The 18,637-nt window shown below is 74.4% G+C and carries 15 protein-coding genes; 6 read left to right on the top strand and 9 right to left on the bottom strand.

The features are described 5' to 3' along the window. The first annotated feature begins 315 nt into the window (after positions 1-315). The 3 genes from ACSRUE_RS19210 to ACSRUE_RS19200 all read left to right on the top strand — a co-directional run bounded on the left by ACSRUE_RS19210 (position 316) and on the right by ACSRUE_RS19200 (position 4,323). Entirely contained in the window at positions 316-3,039 is a 2,724-nt protein-coding gene (locus ACSRUE_RS19210; RefSeq protein ID WP_441292244.1) for a vWA domain-containing protein, read from the top strand. A gap of 154 nt (positions 3,040-3,193) precedes the next feature. Further along, positions 3,194-3,436, top strand: a complete 243-nt coding sequence (locus tag ACSRUE_RS19205; RefSeq protein ID WP_231864310.1) for a hypothetical protein — start codon at positions 3,194-3,196, stop codon at positions 3,434-3,436. Between the two features lie 116 nt (positions 3,437-3,552). Then, positions 3,553-4,323 (top strand): high-affinity nickel-transport family protein, encoded by a 771-nt coding sequence (locus ACSRUE_RS19200; protein WP_441292243.1) that lies wholly within the window; start codon positions 3,553-3,555, stop codon positions 4,321-4,323. Positions 4,324-4,375: 52 nt separating this feature from the next. Here ACSRUE_RS19200 and ACSRUE_RS19195 read toward each other — a convergent pair whose 3' ends face one another. From ACSRUE_RS19195 to ACSRUE_RS19160, 8 genes are all read right to left on the bottom strand, one after another. Then, positions 4,376-5,134, bottom strand: coding sequence for a response regulator (locus ACSRUE_RS19195; RefSeq protein ID WP_441292242.1), 759 nt, complete (start codon positions 5,132-5,134; stop codon positions 4,376-4,378). Between the two features lie 4 nt (positions 5,135-5,138). Continuing rightward, positions 5,139-6,278 (bottom strand): ATP-binding protein, encoded by a 1,140-nt coding sequence (locus ACSRUE_RS19190; protein WP_441293105.1) that lies wholly within the window; start codon positions 6,276-6,278, stop codon positions 5,139-5,141. Continuing rightward, entirely contained in the window at positions 6,278-6,799 is a 522-nt protein-coding gene (locus ACSRUE_RS19185; RefSeq protein WP_441292241.1) for a Rab family GTPase, read from the bottom strand. Before ACSRUE_RS19185 ends, ACSRUE_RS19190 begins: the two co-directional genes overlap by 1 nt. Before the next feature lie 3 nt (positions 6,800-6,802). After that, positions 6,803-8,581, bottom strand: a complete 1,779-nt coding sequence (locus ACSRUE_RS19180) for an OmpA family protein (protein ID WP_441292240.1) — start codon at positions 8,579-8,581, stop codon at positions 6,803-6,805. Positions 8,582-8,635: 54 nt separating this feature from the next. After that, positions 8,636-9,331 (bottom strand): hypothetical protein, encoded by a 696-nt coding sequence (locus ACSRUE_RS19175; protein WP_441292239.1) that lies wholly within the window; start codon positions 9,329-9,331, stop codon positions 8,636-8,638. Positions 9,332-9,683: 352 nt separating this feature from the next. Next, positions 9,684-10,379 (bottom strand): hypothetical protein, encoded by a 696-nt coding sequence (locus ACSRUE_RS19170; protein WP_441292238.1) that lies wholly within the window; start codon positions 10,377-10,379, stop codon positions 9,684-9,686. Continuing rightward, positions 10,376-11,593 (bottom strand): MbnH family di-heme enzyme, encoded by a 1,218-nt coding sequence (locus tag ACSRUE_RS19165; RefSeq protein ID WP_441292237.1) that lies wholly within the window; start codon positions 11,591-11,593, stop codon positions 10,376-10,378. The genes ACSRUE_RS19170 and ACSRUE_RS19165 overlap by 4 nt, the downstream gene beginning before the upstream one ends. Before the next feature lie 5 nt (positions 11,594-11,598). Then, positions 11,599-12,498 carry an MbnP family copper-binding protein gene (locus ACSRUE_RS19160; protein ID WP_441292236.1) on the bottom strand — a complete coding sequence of 300 codons (900 nt, stop codon included), beginning with the start codon at positions 12,496-12,498 and terminating at the stop codon, positions 11,599-11,601. Between the two features lie 279 nt (positions 12,499-12,777). Between ACSRUE_RS19160 and ACSRUE_RS19155 the strand changes: the two genes are divergently transcribed. The 3 genes from ACSRUE_RS19155 to ACSRUE_RS19145 are packed head-to-tail and all read left to right on the top strand — an operon-like array spanning position 12,778 to position 16,756. Next, positions 12,778-14,994, top strand: a complete 2,217-nt coding sequence (locus tag ACSRUE_RS19155) for a TonB-dependent receptor (RefSeq protein ID WP_441292235.1) — start codon at positions 12,778-12,780, stop codon at positions 14,992-14,994. A gap of 8 nt (positions 14,995-15,002) precedes the next feature. After that, a complete protein-coding gene (locus ACSRUE_RS19150) occupies positions 15,003-15,893 on the top strand; it encodes a hypothetical protein (protein ID WP_441292234.1) in 891 nt (296 codons plus the stop codon). Continuing rightward, positions 15,890-16,756 carry a hypothetical protein gene (locus ACSRUE_RS19145; protein WP_441292233.1) on the top strand — a complete coding sequence of 289 codons (867 nt, stop codon included), beginning with the start codon at positions 15,890-15,892 and terminating at the stop codon, positions 16,754-16,756. The genes ACSRUE_RS19150 and ACSRUE_RS19145 overlap by 4 nt, the downstream gene beginning before the upstream one ends. A gap of 30 nt (positions 16,757-16,786) precedes the next feature. Here the strand turns inward: ACSRUE_RS19145 and ACSRUE_RS19140 are convergent, their stop codons facing one another. Then, positions 16,787-18,544, bottom strand: coding sequence for a protein kinase domain-containing protein (locus ACSRUE_RS19140; RefSeq protein ID WP_441292232.1), 1,758 nt, complete (start codon positions 18,542-18,544; stop codon positions 16,787-16,789). Positions 18,545-18,637: the final 93 nt, after the last annotated feature.

The raw sequence follows: 18,637 nt of genomic DNA, 5'->3' as shown, positions 1-18,637 counted from the left end.
CCGCCGGGCTGGGCGCGGCGGCGGCATGGCCGACCGCGACGACCGCGACGACCGCGACGACCGCGACGATATCGCTACGCCCAGCGGGCGGTACCACGCCGTCCTCGAGCAGGCCATCGCGGGGGCAGCGCCCCCGCCTCACCCAACCCCCCTCGCCCCCGGAACCTCGCCGCGCCGCCGCTGTCATTCCGCAGGCACGACGGACAGCCGGCCAGCGCGGCCGAGCGCCCGCCTGAAGGACGCGGATCCGCGCGTCTTCCGCGCGGTTCCAGGAGACGTGAGCGCGCCGCTCCGCGCGGCGCACAGGGGAGATCTATGCCCAGCGCGAACACGACGGACGCCGTGGATGGCGGCGCCGCCACCGATCCGAACCTCACCGCCGCGAGGCAGCCCGACGCGGCGAGCGCCGGCGAGGCCGAGGGGCCGGTGCGCTCCGTGGAGATCGTCATCTCCTGGGGCACGACCGTGCTCTTCGTCCAGCACCTGACGCCGCCGCGCGCGTTCGACGTCGGCGAGGGGCGCGACGACGGTCGCCCGTGCGACTGCTTCCTCCCCGGGCGCCTGCTCGGCGCGCGCCGCGCGCCGCTCCTCGAGGTCGACGGCGCCGGGCGCGTCGGCTTCGTCCTGCTGGGCGCCGCGACGGGGACGCTCTCGCTCACCCCCGGCGGCGCGCCGCTGTCCGCGGCCGCGGCGCGGGAGCTGCATGTCGGCGTGGAGCGCGCGGCGCGCGCGGCGATCCCCGGGGCCACGCTCGTGCCCCTGCCCGCGCAGGGCCGCGTGGACGTCGAGATCGCGGGCGTGCGGATCCAGATCCGCGCCGATGCCGCCGCCGGCGAGCGCGTGGGCCGCTCGCTCGTGAGCCGGAAGAGCCTCGCCCTCCACGCCGTCTCGGCGGCCCTGCACCTCGGGCTCCTCGGCGCCCTCGCTCGCTGGGCGCCGCCCCTCGTCGACCCGTCCACGGGCATGAGCGCGGATCGGATCGCGCTCGTGCAGCAGTACCTCGCGTCCGCCGATGAGCGCGAGCTGGGCGCGGCGCTCGAGCGCGAGGGCGAGCCCGCCTCCGACGCGAAGGAGGGCGGCACAGGGACGCGAGCCAAGGGCGAGGAAGGGTCGATGGGCCACCCATCGTCGTCCACGCCGCGCGCGCTGGCGACGGGGAACAGGTGGGGGGTCCAGGGCCCGAGCGACAGCCCCGATCCGCACGTGACGCGGCAGGAGGCGCTGCGCGACTCGGCCGAGTTCGGGATGATCGGGCTGCTCAACGCCGGGGGCGGCGGCGATCCGGGCGCCCCCACGGCGCCGTGGGGGCTCGACGGCGCCGCGTCGCCCGCAGGCGGCGCGGGCCTCCCCCTCGCCGGCTACGGGGGCCTCGCCGGCGAGAGCGCGCCGCTCGGGCCCGGATCCATCGGGACGCTCGGGCACGGCGCGGGCGCCGGGTCGGGCCAGGGCTTCGGGAGCGGCCACGGGCGCGCCTTCGCCTACTCGCCGCCGGTCTCGGCGCGGAGCGCGGCCGCCTACGCGCCGGAGCCCGAGGTCGCCCTCGATCCGAACGGCCGCTTCGCCACCACGTACCGGCCCGGGGGCGGTCACCTCGCCGCGTTCGAGGCCGCCCTCGCGCGCGGCGTCGTGCCCGCGGCGGAGCGCGAGCTCGTCGGCGACGTCGCCGCCCGCTACGCCCCGGAGGTGCCGCTCGCCCCGGACAAGGCGCTCGGCCTGCGCGCCGACCTGGAGCGCGCCGCGCTCGGCCCGGGCGGCGGCGCCTTCCACCTGCGCCTCGCGCTCCGCTCCGCGGCGGCGGCGGCGCCCGCGCGGCCGCACCTCTCGGTGCACCTCGTCCTCGATACGAGCGGCTCGATGGCCGGCGCGCCGATCGACAGCGCCCGCCGCGCCGCGCAGGCGCTCGTCGATCGGCTCGCGCCGACCGACGACTTCTCGCTCACCGCCTTCTCCAGCGACGCCGAGGTGGTGATCGAGGACGGCCCCGTCGGCCCGCGCCGCGCGGCGATCCGCCGCGCCATCGAGGGGCTCCGCGAGGGCGGCGGCACCAACCTCGGCGCGGGGCTCTCGCTGGGCTACGCGCAGGCGAGCCGGCCGGGCATCCCCGAGGACGCCGTGCGCGTGGTGCTGCTCGTCTCCGACGGCCGGGCGACGAGCGGCCTCACCCACCGCGAGCGCCTGGCGTGGCTCGCCCTCGACGCCTTCCAGCGCGGCATCCAGACGAGCGCGCTCGGGCTCGGCGAGGACTTCGACGGCCAGCTCATGAGCTCGATCGCGAGCGACGGGGCCGGCGGCTACTACTACCTGCGACACCCGGAGCAGATCGCGCCCGCGCTGTCGACCGAGCTCGACAAGCGCCTCGACCCTGTCGCGACCGCGGTCGAGGTGCGCGTGCGCCTGAAGGCGGGCGTCGATCTGCTCCGCGTCTACGGTTCGCGCCGGCTGGACGGCGCCGAGGCCTCCCGCGTCCGCGCCCAGGAGATCGCGGCCGACGTCGCCGCCCAGTCGCGGGACGGGATCGCGGCCGACCGACGCGACGACGCCGAGGGGGGCATGCGCTTCTTCATGCCCGTGTTCGCCCGCGATGATCGGCACGCGCTGCTGCTCAAGCTGAGCGCCGGCCCCGGCGCGGGGAAGCGAGCCGTCGCGATCGTCGAGCTCAAGTACAAAGATCGGCTCGCCAAGAGGAACGTGATCGAGGAGATCCCCATCGAGGTGCGCTATGCGGACAGCGACGCCGCCAGCGCGGCGTCCATCGACGCGTCGATGACGCGCGCGCTCCAGGGCTTCGCCGCGGGCGAGTCGCTCGCGGAGGCCGCTGCCCGCGTGGCGCGCGGCGATCGCGCCGGCGCCGCCGCGCTCCTCTCCGAGCGCGAGGGCATCCTGCACGAGGCCGCGACCCGGCTGAACGAACCGCTGTTCCTGGAGGACGCGGCGCGCCTGTCGCGCCTCCGCGCGCACATGGGCGCAGAGCAAGGCCTCGGCGATCCGCTCGTGCTCGCGATGTTGCTGGAGACGGCGGGGCGATCCCGCCTGCGCTGACGCGCAATCGCAGCGCGCGCACGGGCGGAGGCGTCGCCCAGGTGGTAGGCTGAGCGCGGCCATGACAGACAGAGTCTCATCGACCGGACGCGCTGCGCTGCGAGAGTCGCTGCTCCAGTTCTCCGCTTTCGCCGACGCGCTCGAGTCCCGATCCATGCGCGAGGCCATCGATGCCTGCATCACCGTCCTGGACGCTCCAGGGCCGCTCGACAAGCGCGACCTCGCCCCGTGGCTCAAGGTCGTCCACGAGCGCGCGGCCGATGTCTTTCGGCGGGGTATCCGTCAGACCACGGGTGTGCTGCGCCAGCAGATGATGCACGGCCTGAAGCAGGCCGAAGAAGACGCGGTCTGGATGCAGCAGGCCATCGACGCGCTCAGTCGAGACCGCGCGAACTGACATGCTGAGCTGAAATGGCGCTCGCCGCGACAGGCCGGAGCGAGCCGGCCGGAGGCGGAAGCAGGCGGCCACGCACAGCGTGACACGATGCGCGCCGTCCGTGCTACGAGAGGGACATGTTCGCCTCGGCGTTTCCGCTGCTGCTCCTCGGCTTCTCTCTCGGGATGCGCCACGCGACCGACGCGGACCATGTGATCGCGGTGGCGACCGTCGTGAGCCGGGTGCGGAGCCTCGGGACGGCGCTGCTGATCGGCGCGATGTGGGGCGTCGGCCACACGCTCACGCTGATGGTGATCGGCGGCGCCATCCTGCTCTTCGGGCTCGTGGTGCCACCGCACGTCGGCCTGGCCATGGAGCTCGCGGTCGCCCTGATGCTGATCGGCCTCGGGGTGTACCACCTGGCGCGGCTCTACCGGGCGGTCCGGCGGGGCGAGCCGCCGGCGCCCGACGTCGCTCCGGTCGAGCACGCTGCTCATGTTGCGCATGTTGCTCACCACGACGGCCACCGGCACGACCTCGGCTGGGCGGACCGCGTGTTCGGCGGTTCGCGCGTCTATGCGAGCCTCCGGCCGCTGCTCATCGGCGTGGTCCACGGCCTCGCGGGCTCGGCCGCGGTGGCGCTCCTCGTGCTCACCACGGTGCGCGACCCGCGGTGGGGCATCGGCTACATCGCGCTGTTCGGCGTGGGCACGATCGCCGGGATGACGCTCATCACCGGGGTGCTCGCGCTGCCGTTCGCCTACGCGCGCGCTCGCACCAGCGGGATACATTACGCCTTCGGCGCCGTGGCCAGCCTCCTCAGCGTGGGGTTCGGCCTGTTCCTGGCCTACGACATCAGCTTCGGGTCCGGGCTGTTCACCGCGAACCCGCAGTGGACGCCGGGCTGACGGCGCCCGGGCGGGCCGCGCTCGCGCTCGCCGAAGGAGCGGCGCCCGGCGCTCACCGGCTCGCGGTCGACCAGGCGCGCTCGGCCTCGCGCGGCGACGCCGGCGCGAGGTGCGCGTCGATCTGGGTCATGAGCCAGTCGAGGAACTCGTCCTTCAGGATCGTCTGCGCCACGTGCAGATCGGTCCAGACGGGCGCGCGCGCGGCGGCCCGGTCGCTCGTCTGCACCACGACCGGGATCGTGCAGAACCTCGCGTCGTCGCGCATCGCGCGGATGAACTCCACCCCGTTCATGACGGGCATGTGGACGTCCACGATGGCCAGCGCCACGGGCTCGCGCGCGAGCAGCGCCAGGGCGTCGCGCCCGTTCTCGGCCTCGAGCACGCTGAAGCGCGGCTCCAGGATCAGCCGGTAGCACGCCCGGATGTCCGCGTCGTCGTCCACGACGAGGAGGGTGACCCCCTCGACGGCGCCGAGCACGCGCTCGACGGCGGCGCGGAGCTCCCCCGCGGTGACGGGCTTGCGCACGTAGCCGGCGACCCCTCGCAGGATCGCCTCTGCCGGCTGGTTCACGACGGAGACGAGCATCACGGGCACCCGCTCGCGCGACTGCACCAGCCGGTTGAAGGCGAAGCCATCCATCTCGGGCATCAGGAAATCGGCCAGGATGAGGTCCGGCGTCCACGTCCGGAGGAGCTCCAGCGCCGCGCTCCCGCCGCGCACGGTCCGGACGTCGTACGCCGCGCCTTGCAGCGCCTCGGCCATCCACGCGAGCGTCCCCGAGTCATCGTCGACCAGCATGAGCTTGGCCATGGCATCACTCCCCTTGCGCCTCGCCGCCACCCGCCTCGCCCGCCGCGCCGACGCGCCGCAGCCGGAGCCAGAACCGCGCCCCTCCTTCCGGCCGCGCCTCGTACCCGATCGCCCCGCCCCACCGCTCCACCGCGATCCGGGCGCCATAGAGCCCGAGGCCGCTGCCCGCGCCGGGGTCGCCGCCGTGCGCGAACTTCTGGAACAGGCGCGGCGCGATGGCAGGGGAGACGCCAGGCCCGTCGTCCTCCACCGTCACGCGAGCCCACCGGGGCTCATCGTGCACTGCGACGCGCACCGACCTGCGCGGAGGCGTGAACCGGAGCGCGTTCTCGACGAGGTTGGAGACCACGCGCGCGAGCCTGCGCTCCTCGCCGACGACGGTGCACGTCCGCGCGCAGCCGATCTCCGGCGGCGCCTCCAGGCACACCCCCCGGCTGCGCGCCATGGGCAGGAGCGCCTCGACGACCCGAGCGACGGTGCCGCACACGTCGACCGCCGCGGCGAGGTCGCCGCTGGAGGCGTCGGACGCCTGGCCCTCGGCGGTGAACACGTCGAGGATCTCCCGGATCAGCTCGCGCTGCCGCAGGGCGGCCTTCAGCGCGACCGCGGCGAGCGCGCCGCTCTTCTCCGGGAGCGGCTGCTCTCCCAGCAGGGACAGCGCGCCGAGGAGGCTGTTCAGCGGGCCGGAGAGGTCGTGGACGATGCAGTGGACGAGGACATCCTTCCGCTCGACCTCGCGCGACAGCGCCTCGTGGACGAGGCGGAGCTCGCGCGCCCGCTGGAGGACGCGGCGGCGCTCCTGGAACAGCGCGTCGTTCCGGGTGATCACGAGCAGCCGCGACGAGCCCACGCGGAGCGCCGTCGCCTCGAGGTGGAGCGCCTCGTCGCCGATCATCTGCGTCCAGAAGTCGGATTGCACGCCCGGCGCGCCTTCCGCGGACCAGGCCCGCTCCGCCTCGGGGAGGAACACCTCCAGAAAGGGCAGCGCGCGATCGATCGGGAGCGGCGAGTCGCGCCACGGCGGCGCGAACCCGAGCCTTCGGAACCACGGCGGCGGCTCGCCGCGGATGACAAAGGTCCCGTCGTGCAAACGCTCGAGGACGAGCTTGTCCAGCGCCGCGAGGAGCCACGTGTCCACGTCCATCAACCCCGCAACGAAGGCGCTTCGCTCGCCAGCATGGCGCGCGTCAGCGCGTTGAACGCGCCTTCGACCCCGGCGCCGGTCTTGGCGCTCGTCCTCGTGATCCAGAGGCCCGCCCTCCTCAGCCTGGACTCGGTGGCGTCGTCGATGTCCCACGCCGCGGTGAGATCGGCCTTGTTCAGGACGACGACGGCCGGGACCTCTCCGACGATCGTCCGCGCGGCGGTGTAGAGGCGGAGCCCGGTCTCCGCCGTGAGGCGCCGCGTGCCGTCGACGACGAGGAGCCAGCCCGCGGAGCCGCGCAGGTACGACGTCTGGACGGCCTGGAACTCGTCCTCTCCGCTCAGGTCCCAGAGGATGAGGTCGAGCTCGCGTTCATCGCACCTCACGCGCCGTGTCTCGATCGTCACGCCGATGGTCGTCCGGTAAGACTCGGAGAAGATGCTGCGCACGAAGCGGGCGACGAGGCTTGTCTTGCCGACCCCCGTCGCGCCCAGCACGCAGACCTTGCGTTTCTCCGCCATGACTCAGTCCTTGCTCTCCGCGCGCAGGTCCACAAGGAAGATCACGCTGCGCGCGCGGCGCTCGGCCGCGCCGGCGAGGCACCCGGCCCGCGCCGCGCCCCCGGCGCAGGACGGGGGCACGACCTCGCGCCGCGTTCCCCCGCCGCTCGCCCGCAGGCGATCGGCCGGGATCCCCCGCGCGACGAGCTCGGCCGCGACGTGCTCCGCGCGGGCCTGGCTGAGCGCTCGGTTCGACGCGTCCGATCCGACGGGATCCGCATAGCCGATCTCGCGGATCTCGGCGGTCATGCCGGCCTCGCGCGCGCGGGCGATCAGCCGCCCGGCAGCGGCCGCGACCTCGTCGAGGCGCGCGGCCTGCTCGCCGGAGAGCCGCGCGGCGCCGCGGCGGAAGAAGAGCTCCATCGCCTCGAGGGAGCGCGCCGCCGCGCGCGCGCGGTCGATCGACTCCTGCGCCGTCAGGGCCTCGCCGTCGAACCCCGAGACGCCGGGGAGCACCGCCGCCGACCAGCGCGCGCGCTCGATCCAGCGCTCGGGCGCGACCCCGCTGGCCACGACGGCGCCGCCGCGCAGCGCCAGGGTGACCCCGGGCGGCGGCGCCAGCGCGCGCGCCACCCGGCGCTCGACGATCTGCGGATGGAGCGAGGCGAAGGGCTCGAAGCGCAGGATGACCTCCTGGCGCACGGGGCCGCCGCGCTCGAGCACGGCCCTCGGGTCCGCGGCGAGCGGGTCGCGGAGGCCCGTGAACACGACCTGGCCGGCGCGCCGCTCCGCCGCGGTGACCAGCAGGCCGGGCTCGCGCTGCAGCGCCTCGCCCCAGCCGTCGACGCGGCGCTGCTCCTCCCGCGAGGCGCGCACCGAGAAGACGAGCGCGGCCGCGGCGACCGCGGCCAGCAGGGCGGCCGCTATCAGCACGGCCCGCGCTCGGCGCGGGACCGGCTGGCGCTGCTGCTGGAAGCAGCGCGAGAGCAGCTCGCGGGCGCCCGAGAACGGCGTCCGATCGCCGCGGAAGCCGGCGAGCTCACCGCCGTACGCGAGGTGGACGCGCTCCAGCGTCTCGCACAGGACGAGCCCGTACGCGGGCGGCGCCACGCCGCGCACGATGGACACGAGGAGCGCCGACGGGCCGTGCTCGACCCACCCTGTCAGATCGCCGACGCGGAAGCGCTCCAGCCGCGCGTCGGTCCGGAACGCGTCGTGGGCAAACGCGTCGATGGCGGTGAGCATCGCCGTGACCTGATCGGGATCCCTGTAGGGGATCTCGTCGGCGCTGAGGTGCTCGAGGACGAGCCCCGTCCCGCGGTGGACAAGGAAGAGCTGCTCGGTCCGGTAGACCATCGAGCGGAGCAGCACCACCTCCGCGAAGGGGCGCCCCGTGCGGCGCGCCTCGACGCGCCAGCGCATGCTCCGCCAGGACAGGCCGAGGGCGGCCGCCTCGTTGAGGCGCTGGATCATCGCCCGGAGAGCGCAGCGCACGGCCTTGCGGATGGCCGGCCCCATGGCGGGGGAGATCGCGTCCGCGAACGCCCCCGGGTCCCGGCGCACGCGCTCCTGGATCGCGCTGGTGAGGAGCGGCTCCAGCGCCCACGAGAGCGCCTCACCCGTCTTGCGGCTCTCGATCACCGCCTCGGGCAGCGCCCCCGCGACCATCTCGACCATGGATTGGTCCAGCCGCTCCTCGATCCGCTGGATCCGGTGCTGCTCGGGGCCCACGAGCAGGGGGCGGAGGTCTTCGAGCGTCTTTCTCGGCGGAGGCGCCTCGCGGCGCGCTCTCGGCTCTCGCATCGTTCTTCCCCGGACCGCCGCGCCCGCTCCGCTGGGCGGAGCGGCGCGGCCGCCTCACGCTGCCTCGTCCGAGCGGCGCTCCGCCCTCTGGTACCGCTCCGACTCCGCGGCCGCCTCGTGCGCCGGCGCGTCCGGCGCGAGCGCTTCGGCGCCGTCGGCCCACACGGCGGCCAGCTCGCGCTCGAGCATCGCGCTCAGATCGCTCCGCGTGCGCCGCGCCTCGTCGGCGAACGCCTTGGACTGGTCGAGCATCTGCTGCCGGAGCTCGCGCTGCGTGCGCGCCACGAGCTCCTCCAGCCGCTGGACCCGCTGCGCGATCAGCTCGAGCGCCTCCCGCGACTCGCGGGAGGCGCTGCCGAGCGCGCCGTCGGCGGCCGCGCGCTGGGCCTCGATCGACGCGCCGAGCGCCTCGATCTCCCTGCGCATGTGCGCCTCCAGCATGTCCAGACGCCGCCACGCTTCACTCCGCAGCTCCTCCGCCTGGGCGGCGACCTGAGCGTCGGTGTGCGAGAGCCGGCGAGCGAGCTCGCGGAACTGGGCGCCGCACAGGATGTCGCGCACCTGCTCCAGGCTGTTGGTGATCGCGGACTCCGCGTGTCCTGCGGTGGCGTCGTGCTCCGCCCGCCCGCTCGTCCTCATGGTCATGATGAAGGCCCCCTCTCCGTGCGTGCCGTGCATGTCGCGTTCGGCGAGCCGAGCTCGCTCGTCATCGCGCTCCCGCATCGCGTCATCGCGCTCGCGACGGCTCACCGAGCTCGCTCCCCCAGGTTTTCTCTTCCGTCTGGACACGATGCCCCTCGCTCATCACGTCGCGCGCTGCGCAACATGGGTCAGCGCCCTGGGCGCGGGTAGCCCTCGGAAGGCCGCCGGGGCGGCCGCGGCCCGGCCGGGGAGCCGCTCGGCCGCTCCGGAGCGCCGCGCTGAACAGGAGCTCTCGGAGCCCGGTAAGATGCTCCCATGCGAACTCCGCGAACCTCCCTGGTGGCCGCGGCCTTCCTCGCGGCCTGCGGCGCTCCGGCCGGCGGCGCTCTTTCTGCCAGCGCCCTTTCTGCCAGCGCTCCTTCCGCGAGCGCCGCCACCTCGGGTTTCAGCTCGCCCCCGGTCAGGGCAGGATGGTGAACGTGACCGGCGCGCCCGTGAAGGGACCGCCGCCCTGCACGATGCGGTTGTTCTCGAACAGCGCGCTGATCACGCTGACCGTGATCGGCGCGCCGGCAGCGCGGAGCTTGTCCCAGGCCGCCGCGTCCGGCGTGTAGCTCAGCTTGGTCGTGAACACCCGGAGCAGCAGATCGCGCTCCGCCGTCGTGAAGACCAGGAAGTAAGCGCGCCCGTTGATGGGCGTCCCGTGAGCCCAGGCGGCGCGCGCCGGCCCAAGGAGCGCCCCGAGCTCCGCGACGATCGACGCCCCCGGCGCGGCGAGCGCCCTCGCCCCCGGCGCCGCGGCGGCCGCGAGCCGCAGCTCCGGCGCGGCCCGAGGCGCCGTCCGCTGCGCCGCGCCCGCGACGTGGAAGGTCAGCTCCGGCGCGGCGTCGCCGGGGAGCATCGCGCCGTCCTCGGGCGCGTCGAACACCGTGCCCTGCGAGGGCTCGTCCTTCGGCTCCACGGCGAGCAGCGCCTCCAGGGCCTCGTCGGTCGCGCCGCCCTCGAAGAGGACGTCGCTCAGGCTCGGGTCGGACGCCGTCCCGCCCGACGTGTGGTCGTGGCTGTGACCACACGCCCCGGTGTACATCGCGGCCGACGCGAGCGCCGCCAGCGCGGGCACGAGGAGCGCCCGGCTCAGGAAAGGCCTCCGGCTCACGGCGCCTCCGCCCAGGGATCCGCGAAGCGCGGGTCCTTCAGAAACTCGTCGTCCGTCAGGGTTTGCAAGAAGGCGATCACGTCCGCTCTCTCCTCTCCTGTGAGATCGAACCCGCTGATGAGCTCGCTCTTGAACTTGTTCTCGCTGCCCACACCGGCGTTGGGGAAGCCAGCCTCGATCGTGCGCCCTCCGGCGGCGTAATGGTCGAGCACGCCCTCGAGCGTCTCGATGCTGCCGTCATGCATGTACGGCGCCGTGACGGCGATGTTCCGCAGCGTGGGCGCGCGGAACCGGCCCATGTCCGCCGCTTTGTGGGAGATCTCGTAGACTCCCCCGTTGCCGTCCGGGTAAGCGCCGTTCCCGTCGATGTTGTAGAGCCCCGTGTTGTGGAACATCACCTCCGTGAAGGTGGTGCCGTCGTGCTCCACCGAGTCCGACAGGTTGAAGCCGCCGTGGCAATGGAAGCACTCCAGCTTCTCGGAGAAGAAGAGATCCATCCCGCGCAGCGCCGCATCCGACATCCCGGAGGGGTCGCCGCCGTAGCGGTAACGGTCGTAGGGCGCGCGGTAGGAGAGCAGCGACCGCTCGAACGACGCGATCGCCTTCGTGATGTTCGCGAGGCGGATGGGCTCGTCGTCGCCGGGGAACGCCTCGGGAAAGAGGTCCTGGTACAGCGGCTCGCCCTGGAGCCGCTCCAGGAGATCGTCCTCCATGCCGGCGAGCCCGAGCTCGACCGGCGTCTCGCCGAACATGGGGAGGAGCGCTTGCTCCTCGAGCGCTTCGATGAGCGGATTCGCCCAGGTCAGCGTCGTGAGGTAAGCGACGTTGGCCAGGCTCATCGAGCTGCGCGAGTGCAGCTGGCCGGTCGAGCCCTTGGCGTTCGCGAGGTGGTCGGTGAACGCGAGCTCCTGGCGATGGCACGAGCCGCACGAGTACGTGCCGTTGCCGGACAGGCGCACGTCGTAGAACAGCCGCCTGCCGAGCTCGACCTTCGCCGGCGACATCGGGTTGTCGTCGGGGACCTTGGGCACCGGAAAGCCCGTCGGCAGCCCCCACGCATAGGCGCCCGCGCCGCCTCCCCCACCGCCGCCCTCCCCCGTCAATCCGCCCGGGCCATCGTCGTCGCCGCAGGCACAGCAGAGGGCCGCGAGCGCGGCGAGGGCGGAGGAGATCGCCGAGCGGCGGAGAGCGGTCATCGAAGCGAACATCGCCATGGCGCCTAGTCTATCCTGAAGAACGACTGCTGATCGGGGCGCGGCGAGCCGTCGGTGCTGTCGATGCCGAGATGGGTGAAGAGCGGCAGACACTCGGAGTCCGACGGATCCGACATGCAGCCGGGGATGTCGTCGGCGCTCGCCGACAGGTCGCTGTCCGCGACGAGCGCCGCATAGTCGACGAGCACCTTCGTCGTGAGCGGGTCGATGCCCTCGAAGACGATCTCGGCGACGTTGGGGCGATCGCACGCGGCCACCCCGCCGTCCGCGCCGGGCATGCAGCCAGTGCTCCCGATGTGCACGAGGAACGGCTTGTCGTCCGCCGTGGAGACGCTGTCGAGGCGCAGGAACTTGTACCCGGCGTTCCAGCTCCAGAACAGCCCCGTCAGGTTCAGCGGCGACGGCGCGCTCGACGCGTCGCCGTGGTTCAGGTCGAACGGGACGCCCAGCTTGAACGACAGCCCGTCGTAGTCCCCGGCCGGGACCGTCCCGCGCACCACGCCGTTCGTCTCCTCCGTCCCGTTGGCGCAGGTGCCCGATCGGTCCTCGAAATCGAGGAGCACGACGTCCTGGTACTGCCACAGCTCGTCCTGTTCGAGCGAGAGCGGCACCTCCTCGCCGTCCGCGCGGCGCAGGCGCACGTCGTGGATGTAGAGGCGGAAATCGTTCAGCCCCACGTCCGTCGAGGCGCTGCCGACAGCGTACGTCTCGCTGCAGGAGAACACCTCGTCGCGGACGCGGCCTTCGAACTGCAGCTCGACAGCGATCGTCTCAGCCCCGCCGCCCGTCGAGGTCGACGCGCCGTCGACAGGGGTCACCCCGTCATCGTCGCCGCACGCCATGAGCGCGAGGGCCGCCCCGACCAGCGGGAACCAGAGCCGTGATGCACGAAGACCGGATTCCATGTGCGTCCTCCCGAGGAACGATGCGCGCCACGATAGGCCGCGCCGCACCTCGCCTGAATGCGACATGTTGTCGCTATCGCGATCCGCCCGAGAGCGCGAGTCGATACGGCGTCGGAAGAGGGCTCGCTGACGGCCTCAGAGCAATCTTCGGCGGCCAGCAGACAGCGACGCCGCCGACGAACACACGAACGCGCTCGCCGCCTGCGACGTCGACCAAACCGCCGGCGCGCCCGCCGGGCGAGCGCACGCGTCCGCATGATAACACGAACCGATAAAATCGTGCTACTGGCCAGCCCACCTGTGATCCGCTCCCTGAGCACGGCGCTCCCGCTGCTTCTTGTCATCGCGTCCGCCGCGCCTGCGCGCGCAGGCGACAGCGCCGCGGCTGCGAGCGCAGGCGCCGCGCCTCCGCCCGCGGCCGGGGCGGCAACGTCGGCGGGCGGCGATGCCTCCGGCGGCGCCGGCGCAGCGGCGCCCGCCTCCGGTGCGGCGGGCGCCGCTTCGCCCGCGTCCGACGCCGCGCCCATCACGGTCGTGGTGCAGGGCGCGGCGCCGCCGCGCAGCGCCTCGGAGTCGGTGCGCGGGCAGGCGGAGATCCGGGCGGCGCCCCACCGGACGGCGAGCGACGTGCTGCAGCTCGTGCCGGGCGTGTTCACCTCCCAGCACAGCGGCGAGTGCAAGGCGCACCAGATCTTCTTCCGCGGCTTCGACGCGGTCCATGGACAGGACCTCGAGATCTGGGTCGCGGGCGCGCCGGTCAACGAGGTCTCCAACGTCCACGGCCAGGGCTATACCGACCTCCATTTCGTGATGCCGGAGGTGATCGGCGAGCTCCGCGCGCAGCCCGGATCATACGACCCGCGCCAGGGCGACTTCGCGGTCGCCGGGACGATGCGCTTCGATCTCGCCTACGGCGAGCCGGGGATCACCGCCACCGCCTCCGCGGGCTCGTTCGGCGCGCGCCGGCTCTTCCTCGCTTACCACCCCGAGAACGCGGACGACGCCACGTTCGCGGCGTTCGAGGCGTACGGGACCGACGGCTTCGGGCCCGCCCGCGCCGCCGGCCGGGCCTCGCTCGTCGCGCAGGCCGTCTACCGGCCGCTCGCCGGCGTCTCCGCCCGGGTGATGGCGTCGGCGTTCGCCTCCCGCTGCGGCTCCGCCGGCGTCCTGCGCCTCTGCGACATCGCGTCGGGCAAGGTCGACCGCTTCGCCTCGTACGATCCCGATCAGGGCGGCGACTCGTCGCGCGCGCAGCTCGTCGTCGATCTGCGCGGCTCGGGCGACGGCGCCGCCCGCGGGGAGGGCCTCTCGCTCACGCCGTTCGTCGTCCTGCGCGCGCTCCGGCTGCGCTCGAACTTCACCGGCTACCTCGCGGACCCCACGAACGGCGACGCCACCCAGCAGCTCAACGAGGCGATCACGGCGGGCGCCACCGCATCGTACCGGCTCACCTTCCCGCTGCTCTCCGACCGCGACTCGTTCGAGGCGGGCGTCGTCGCCCGCACCGACTGGATCGAGCAGTCGCAGCGGCGCCTCGCGGCCGTCGACGACAGGCCGACCGCGACGCTCGTCGACGCGAAGGTCCGCGCGACCGACATCGCCGGCTACCTCGACGCGTCGATCCGGCCGGCGCGGCGGGTCACGCTGCGCGGCGGGCTGCGCGCCGACGGCCTCGCGTACCAGGTCGTCGACAACGCCGGCCAGGGGGCCCAGGCGCGCAGCGCGCAGGGCGTCCACATGGGCGGCAAGGGCACGGTCGACGTGGCGCTGTTCCCCGGGCTCCGCGCGCTCGCCAGCGTGGGCCAGGGGTTCCGCTCGCCCCAGGCGCGCAGCCTCGGCGACGGCGAGCGGACCCCCTTCACGCGGGTGCTCTCCGCCGAGGCCGGGCTCCGCTACGCCGACGAGCTCGTGCGGGCGTCGGCGGCGCTGTTCCACACGCGCCTCAGCGAGGATCTCGTCTTCGACGAGGCGACCGCCCGCAACGAGCCCGTGCCCGCCACGGCCCGCACCGGGGTGGCCCTCGACGCCGTGGCGCACCCGGCGCCGTGGCTCGTGTCGAGCGTCGGCCTGACGTACACCCGGGCCGCCTTCACCGCCTCCGGGGGGCGCTACGCGGCGGGCGATCTCCTCCCCTTCGTGCCCCAGGTCGTCGCCCGCGCCGATCTCGCGGTGACGCCGCGCCTCGGCGCGCTCTTCGGCCGGCGCCTCGAGGCCCGCGCCGGCGCGGGCGTGACGCTGCTCCACGGCCGCCCGCTGCCGTTCGGAGAGGTCGGCCACGACGCGCTCGTCACCGACGTGACGGCGCACGTCCGCTACCACCGCGTCGAGCTCGGGCTCGACGTCTACAACCTCCTCGACGCGTCGTGGTTCGACGGCGAGTTCGTCTACCCCTCGAGCTTCACCCGCGGCGCGACGCCCGACCTCCTCCCCGCGCGGCACGTGACGGTCGGCGCCCCGCGCAGCTTCCTCGCTTCGCTCTCCCTCTACATCGGCTGAGGCTCTCGATGACATCCACCACCCCACAGACCCGATCCCCCCGGCGCGCCGCCCTCGCCGCGGCGGGGCGCCTCGCCGCGGCGCTCGCGGCGGGCGCGCTCGCCGCCGGGTGCGGCGCCGGAGGCGACGGCGCGACCTCCGGCAAGCGCCTGACCCTGGCGACGCAGGTCGCGCCCGACGCGGCGTCGGTCGCGCCGTTCACGAACGCGCTCGGCTGGACCATCACGCTGTCGAAGGCGCACCTGGCGATCGGGTCGCTCCACTACTTCGAGGGCGCCCCGTTCACGGCGCGGCGGCCTTCGCCGGGCGGCGGCCCCTCGCTGCTCGAGCGGCTCGCCCGGTGGGCCGTGCCCGAGGCGCACGCGCACCCGGGCCACTACCAGGCCGGCGAGGCGAGGGGCCAGATGACCCAGCCGACGTCGGTCGACCTGCTGCGGGGGACGACGGCGCTCGCGGACGCGGACGCCGTGAGCGGCGCCGCGCGATCCGCGCGCTTCACGTTCGGCGCGCCGCCCTCGGGCCCGCTCGCCGCGGCGCTCGACGGGCACGTCGTCGCCGTCGAGGGCCGCGCCGAGAAGGGCGACCTCGCGCGGGTGTTCCGCGCGCGCGCGCTGGCCGCCGACGTCGCCGACGACGCGACCGGCGAGCCGTCGGTGGAGGGCTGCGTCTTCGAGGAGGTCTTCCTCGACGGGCCCGGTGTCGTCACGCTCGTCGTGAAGCCGGCGGTCTGGCTCGATCAGGTCGACTTCGAGGCCGTCGCCGCGAGCGAGGACGGCGCGCCGGTCGAGCTCGAGCCCGAGAGCCAGGCCCAGCGCGGCTTCACGCGGGGCCTCAAGAAGGGGACGGCCTACGCGCTCTCGTTCGCGCCCGGCTCCCCGGAGGAGAAAGAAGGACGATGAGGATCACGAAAGGACCGTGGGTTGCGGCGGCGACGCTCGCCGCGGCGGCGCTCGCCGGCTGCGGCGAGGACGAGGCCGGGGCCGGGAGCGTGGCGTTCTCGACGTGGGGAGAGGAGTACATCGAGCAGGAGATCCCGGCCGCCGATCTCGCGGACGGCTGGAGCATCCAGTACGAGAAGTTCCTGTTCGTCGTCCGGAACGTCACCGTCGCCGATCGCGAGGGGAACGTCGGAGCGCGCATGCAGGGCTCGATCCTGTTCGACCACACGAAGGCCGGCGCGAAGCCGGTGGTGACCTTCGACGACCTCGAGGCGAAGCCCTGGGAGGCCGTCTCCTACGAGATCGGCCCGGCGGACGCGGACACCGCGCTCGACGGCGCGACGGAGGAGGACAAGGCGCTCATGCTCGCGGCGGGCGCGTCGGTGCACATCGAGGCGATCGCGCGGAAGAGCGACGGCGGCGGCGAGGTCGAGAAGCGCCTCGACTGGACCTTCTCGCTCGCGACGCGCTACGCCGACTGCAAGGGCGACAAGGCCGGCAAGGAGACCGACGGCGTCCTCGTCACGAACGGCGGCACCGACGACGTGGAGCTCACCATCCACGGCGACCACTTCTTCTACGACGACCTCCAGGCCGCGACCGCCGCGCGCCGGTTCGCGCCCATCGCCGCCGCGGACGCCGACGACGACGGGGCCGTCACCCTGGAGGAGCTCGCCGCGGTGCGCCTCGTCGCGATCGAGGAGGGCCCCTACGGGACGGGCAGCGCCGGAAACATCAATGATCTCGGGGCGTTCGTCGCGGCGCTCTCGCGCACGCTCGGGCACTTCCGCGGCGAGGGCGAGTGCGTCTCCGAAGGCCCGTGACGGGGCCGGCGGCGCGCTCGCCCGCGGCGATCACTCGATCCCGACCGTCGTCGTGACGTCCTGGAGCTCGCCCCCGTCGAACGCCGGCACCCGCGCGGAGCCGAGCAGCATCTGCACGCAGCTCCCGGCCGGGGTCATCGCGACCTGCGGCTCGATCGTGATGCGCTGCACGGCGCCCGCGGGGTTGAAGAACACCCGCGCCGTCACCGCCTTCGGCCCCGCCCTGCCCTTGCAGTGGATCCGCGCGGTGGCGCCCTTCGCTTGCAGCGCCGCGTGGGCCGCGCCGCGATCGAACGGCCTCGCCGCGCTGGGCTGCGCCGCCGCCGCCGGCGCGGTGCCTCCGCGCATGGGGCGCGGGGACCTCGGCGCGGGCGCCGGCGCCGGAGCGTCGCGAGGGCCGGGCGACGGCTGCCGCTCGCCCGCGCCGCTCGTGTCGTTCGCGTCGCCCGCCGGCGCCGGCGAGCGCGCCTCGCCGCCGCGGCCTGGGCTGACCACCGTCGGGTGCGCCGGCACCGGCAGGCGCTGCACCAGCCGGACGTCGCTCTGCGCGCGGCCGGCGTAAAAGGCGATCGCCGCCGTCGCGACGCCGCTGGCCAGGCCGCACGCGAGGAGCAGCGGCCCCCACCGCGCGGGCTTGCGAGGGGCCTCCGGCGGCGCGCTGCTCGCCAGGACGGGCGCGGGCGTCGCCGGGGGGCGCGCGCTGACGGGCGACGACGATGCGCCCGCGCCGGCGGGCGACGACGGCGCGCGCTGCGCGTCCGAGGCCATCTCGGTCGGTCCGCTCATCGACAGGCGCGAGGTACGCCCCGCCGGGGTGAGCGCCGCCGCGGCGCTGAACGGCACCACCGAGATCGCGCCGACCGCGGCGCGCACGCTGCGCGGGTCGAGCGGATCGACGAACAGCGCCGGGCCGAGCGCGTCGAACGCCTCCTGCGCCGTCTGGAAGCGCTGCGACGGCTCCCGCGCAACGCAGCGCGCGAACCAGGCGTCGAACGGGTGCACGATGCAGCCGGCGCGCCCGAGCGCGATCGCGCGCACCGACGCCGGGTCGATCGCCTCGAAGAGGATCTCGCGGAGCAGCACCGGCATCGCGGTGCCCATCGGGTCGTTCGCGGCGCGCCAGTACATGCGCCCCGTGAGCAGCGAGAACGCGATCAGCCCGAGCGCCCACACGTCGGTCGCCGGCGAGATCTTCCCGCGCGCGTCGGTCTGCTCGGGCGCCATCCAGAGGGGCGTGCCGAGCGAGGCGGTCGCCATCGTGCTCGCCTCCGCGGCGATCTTCGCGATGCCGAAGTCGAGGACCTTGACCGACCAGCGCGCCGTCGCGCTCTGCGTCTTCGCGAGGAACACGTTCTGCGGCTTCATGTCCCGGTGGACCACGCCCGCGCGGTGGGCGGCGCCGAGCGCGTGGCAGAGCTGCCGGAAGATCTCGTGCACGTCCTGCGCCGAGAGCAGCCCGCTGCGCCTCATCCGCTGCGCGAGGTCCTCCCCCTCGAGCAGCTCCATCGCGAGCCAGGGCACGCCGCTGGCCGCGTCCACGCCGGCGCCGATCACCTGCACGACGTGATCGCTCTCCACCAGCGCGCCGACGCGCGCCTCCTGCTCGAAGCGCTCGCGCAGCCGGGCGTCCGCGCAGAGCTGCGGGTGCATGAGCTTGAGCGCCCGCAGCTTGCCCGTGCTCGCCTGCTCGGCGATGTACACGGCGCCCATGCCCCCGGCGCTGAGGGGCCGAACGAGCCGGAACTCTCCGAAGAGCATCCCGACCGCCGGCTGGAACGGCGCGACCATGGCGGGCGATGCTAGCATGGTGGCCGTCGCGGGGGTGTCGGGGCTCACGGGCGCGGCGCGCACGTTGCGCCTTGCGCACGTTGCCCCTCGCTG

Origin of the sequence: Sorangium sp. KYC3313 (assembly GCF_052075895.1) — a bacterium.
GTDB lineage: Bacteria > Myxococcota_A > Polyangia > Polyangiales > Polyangiaceae > Sorangium > Sorangium cellulosum_B.
Note: the sequence above shows the minus strand (reverse complement) of the source record. Positions and strands in the feature narration are given on the sequence as shown.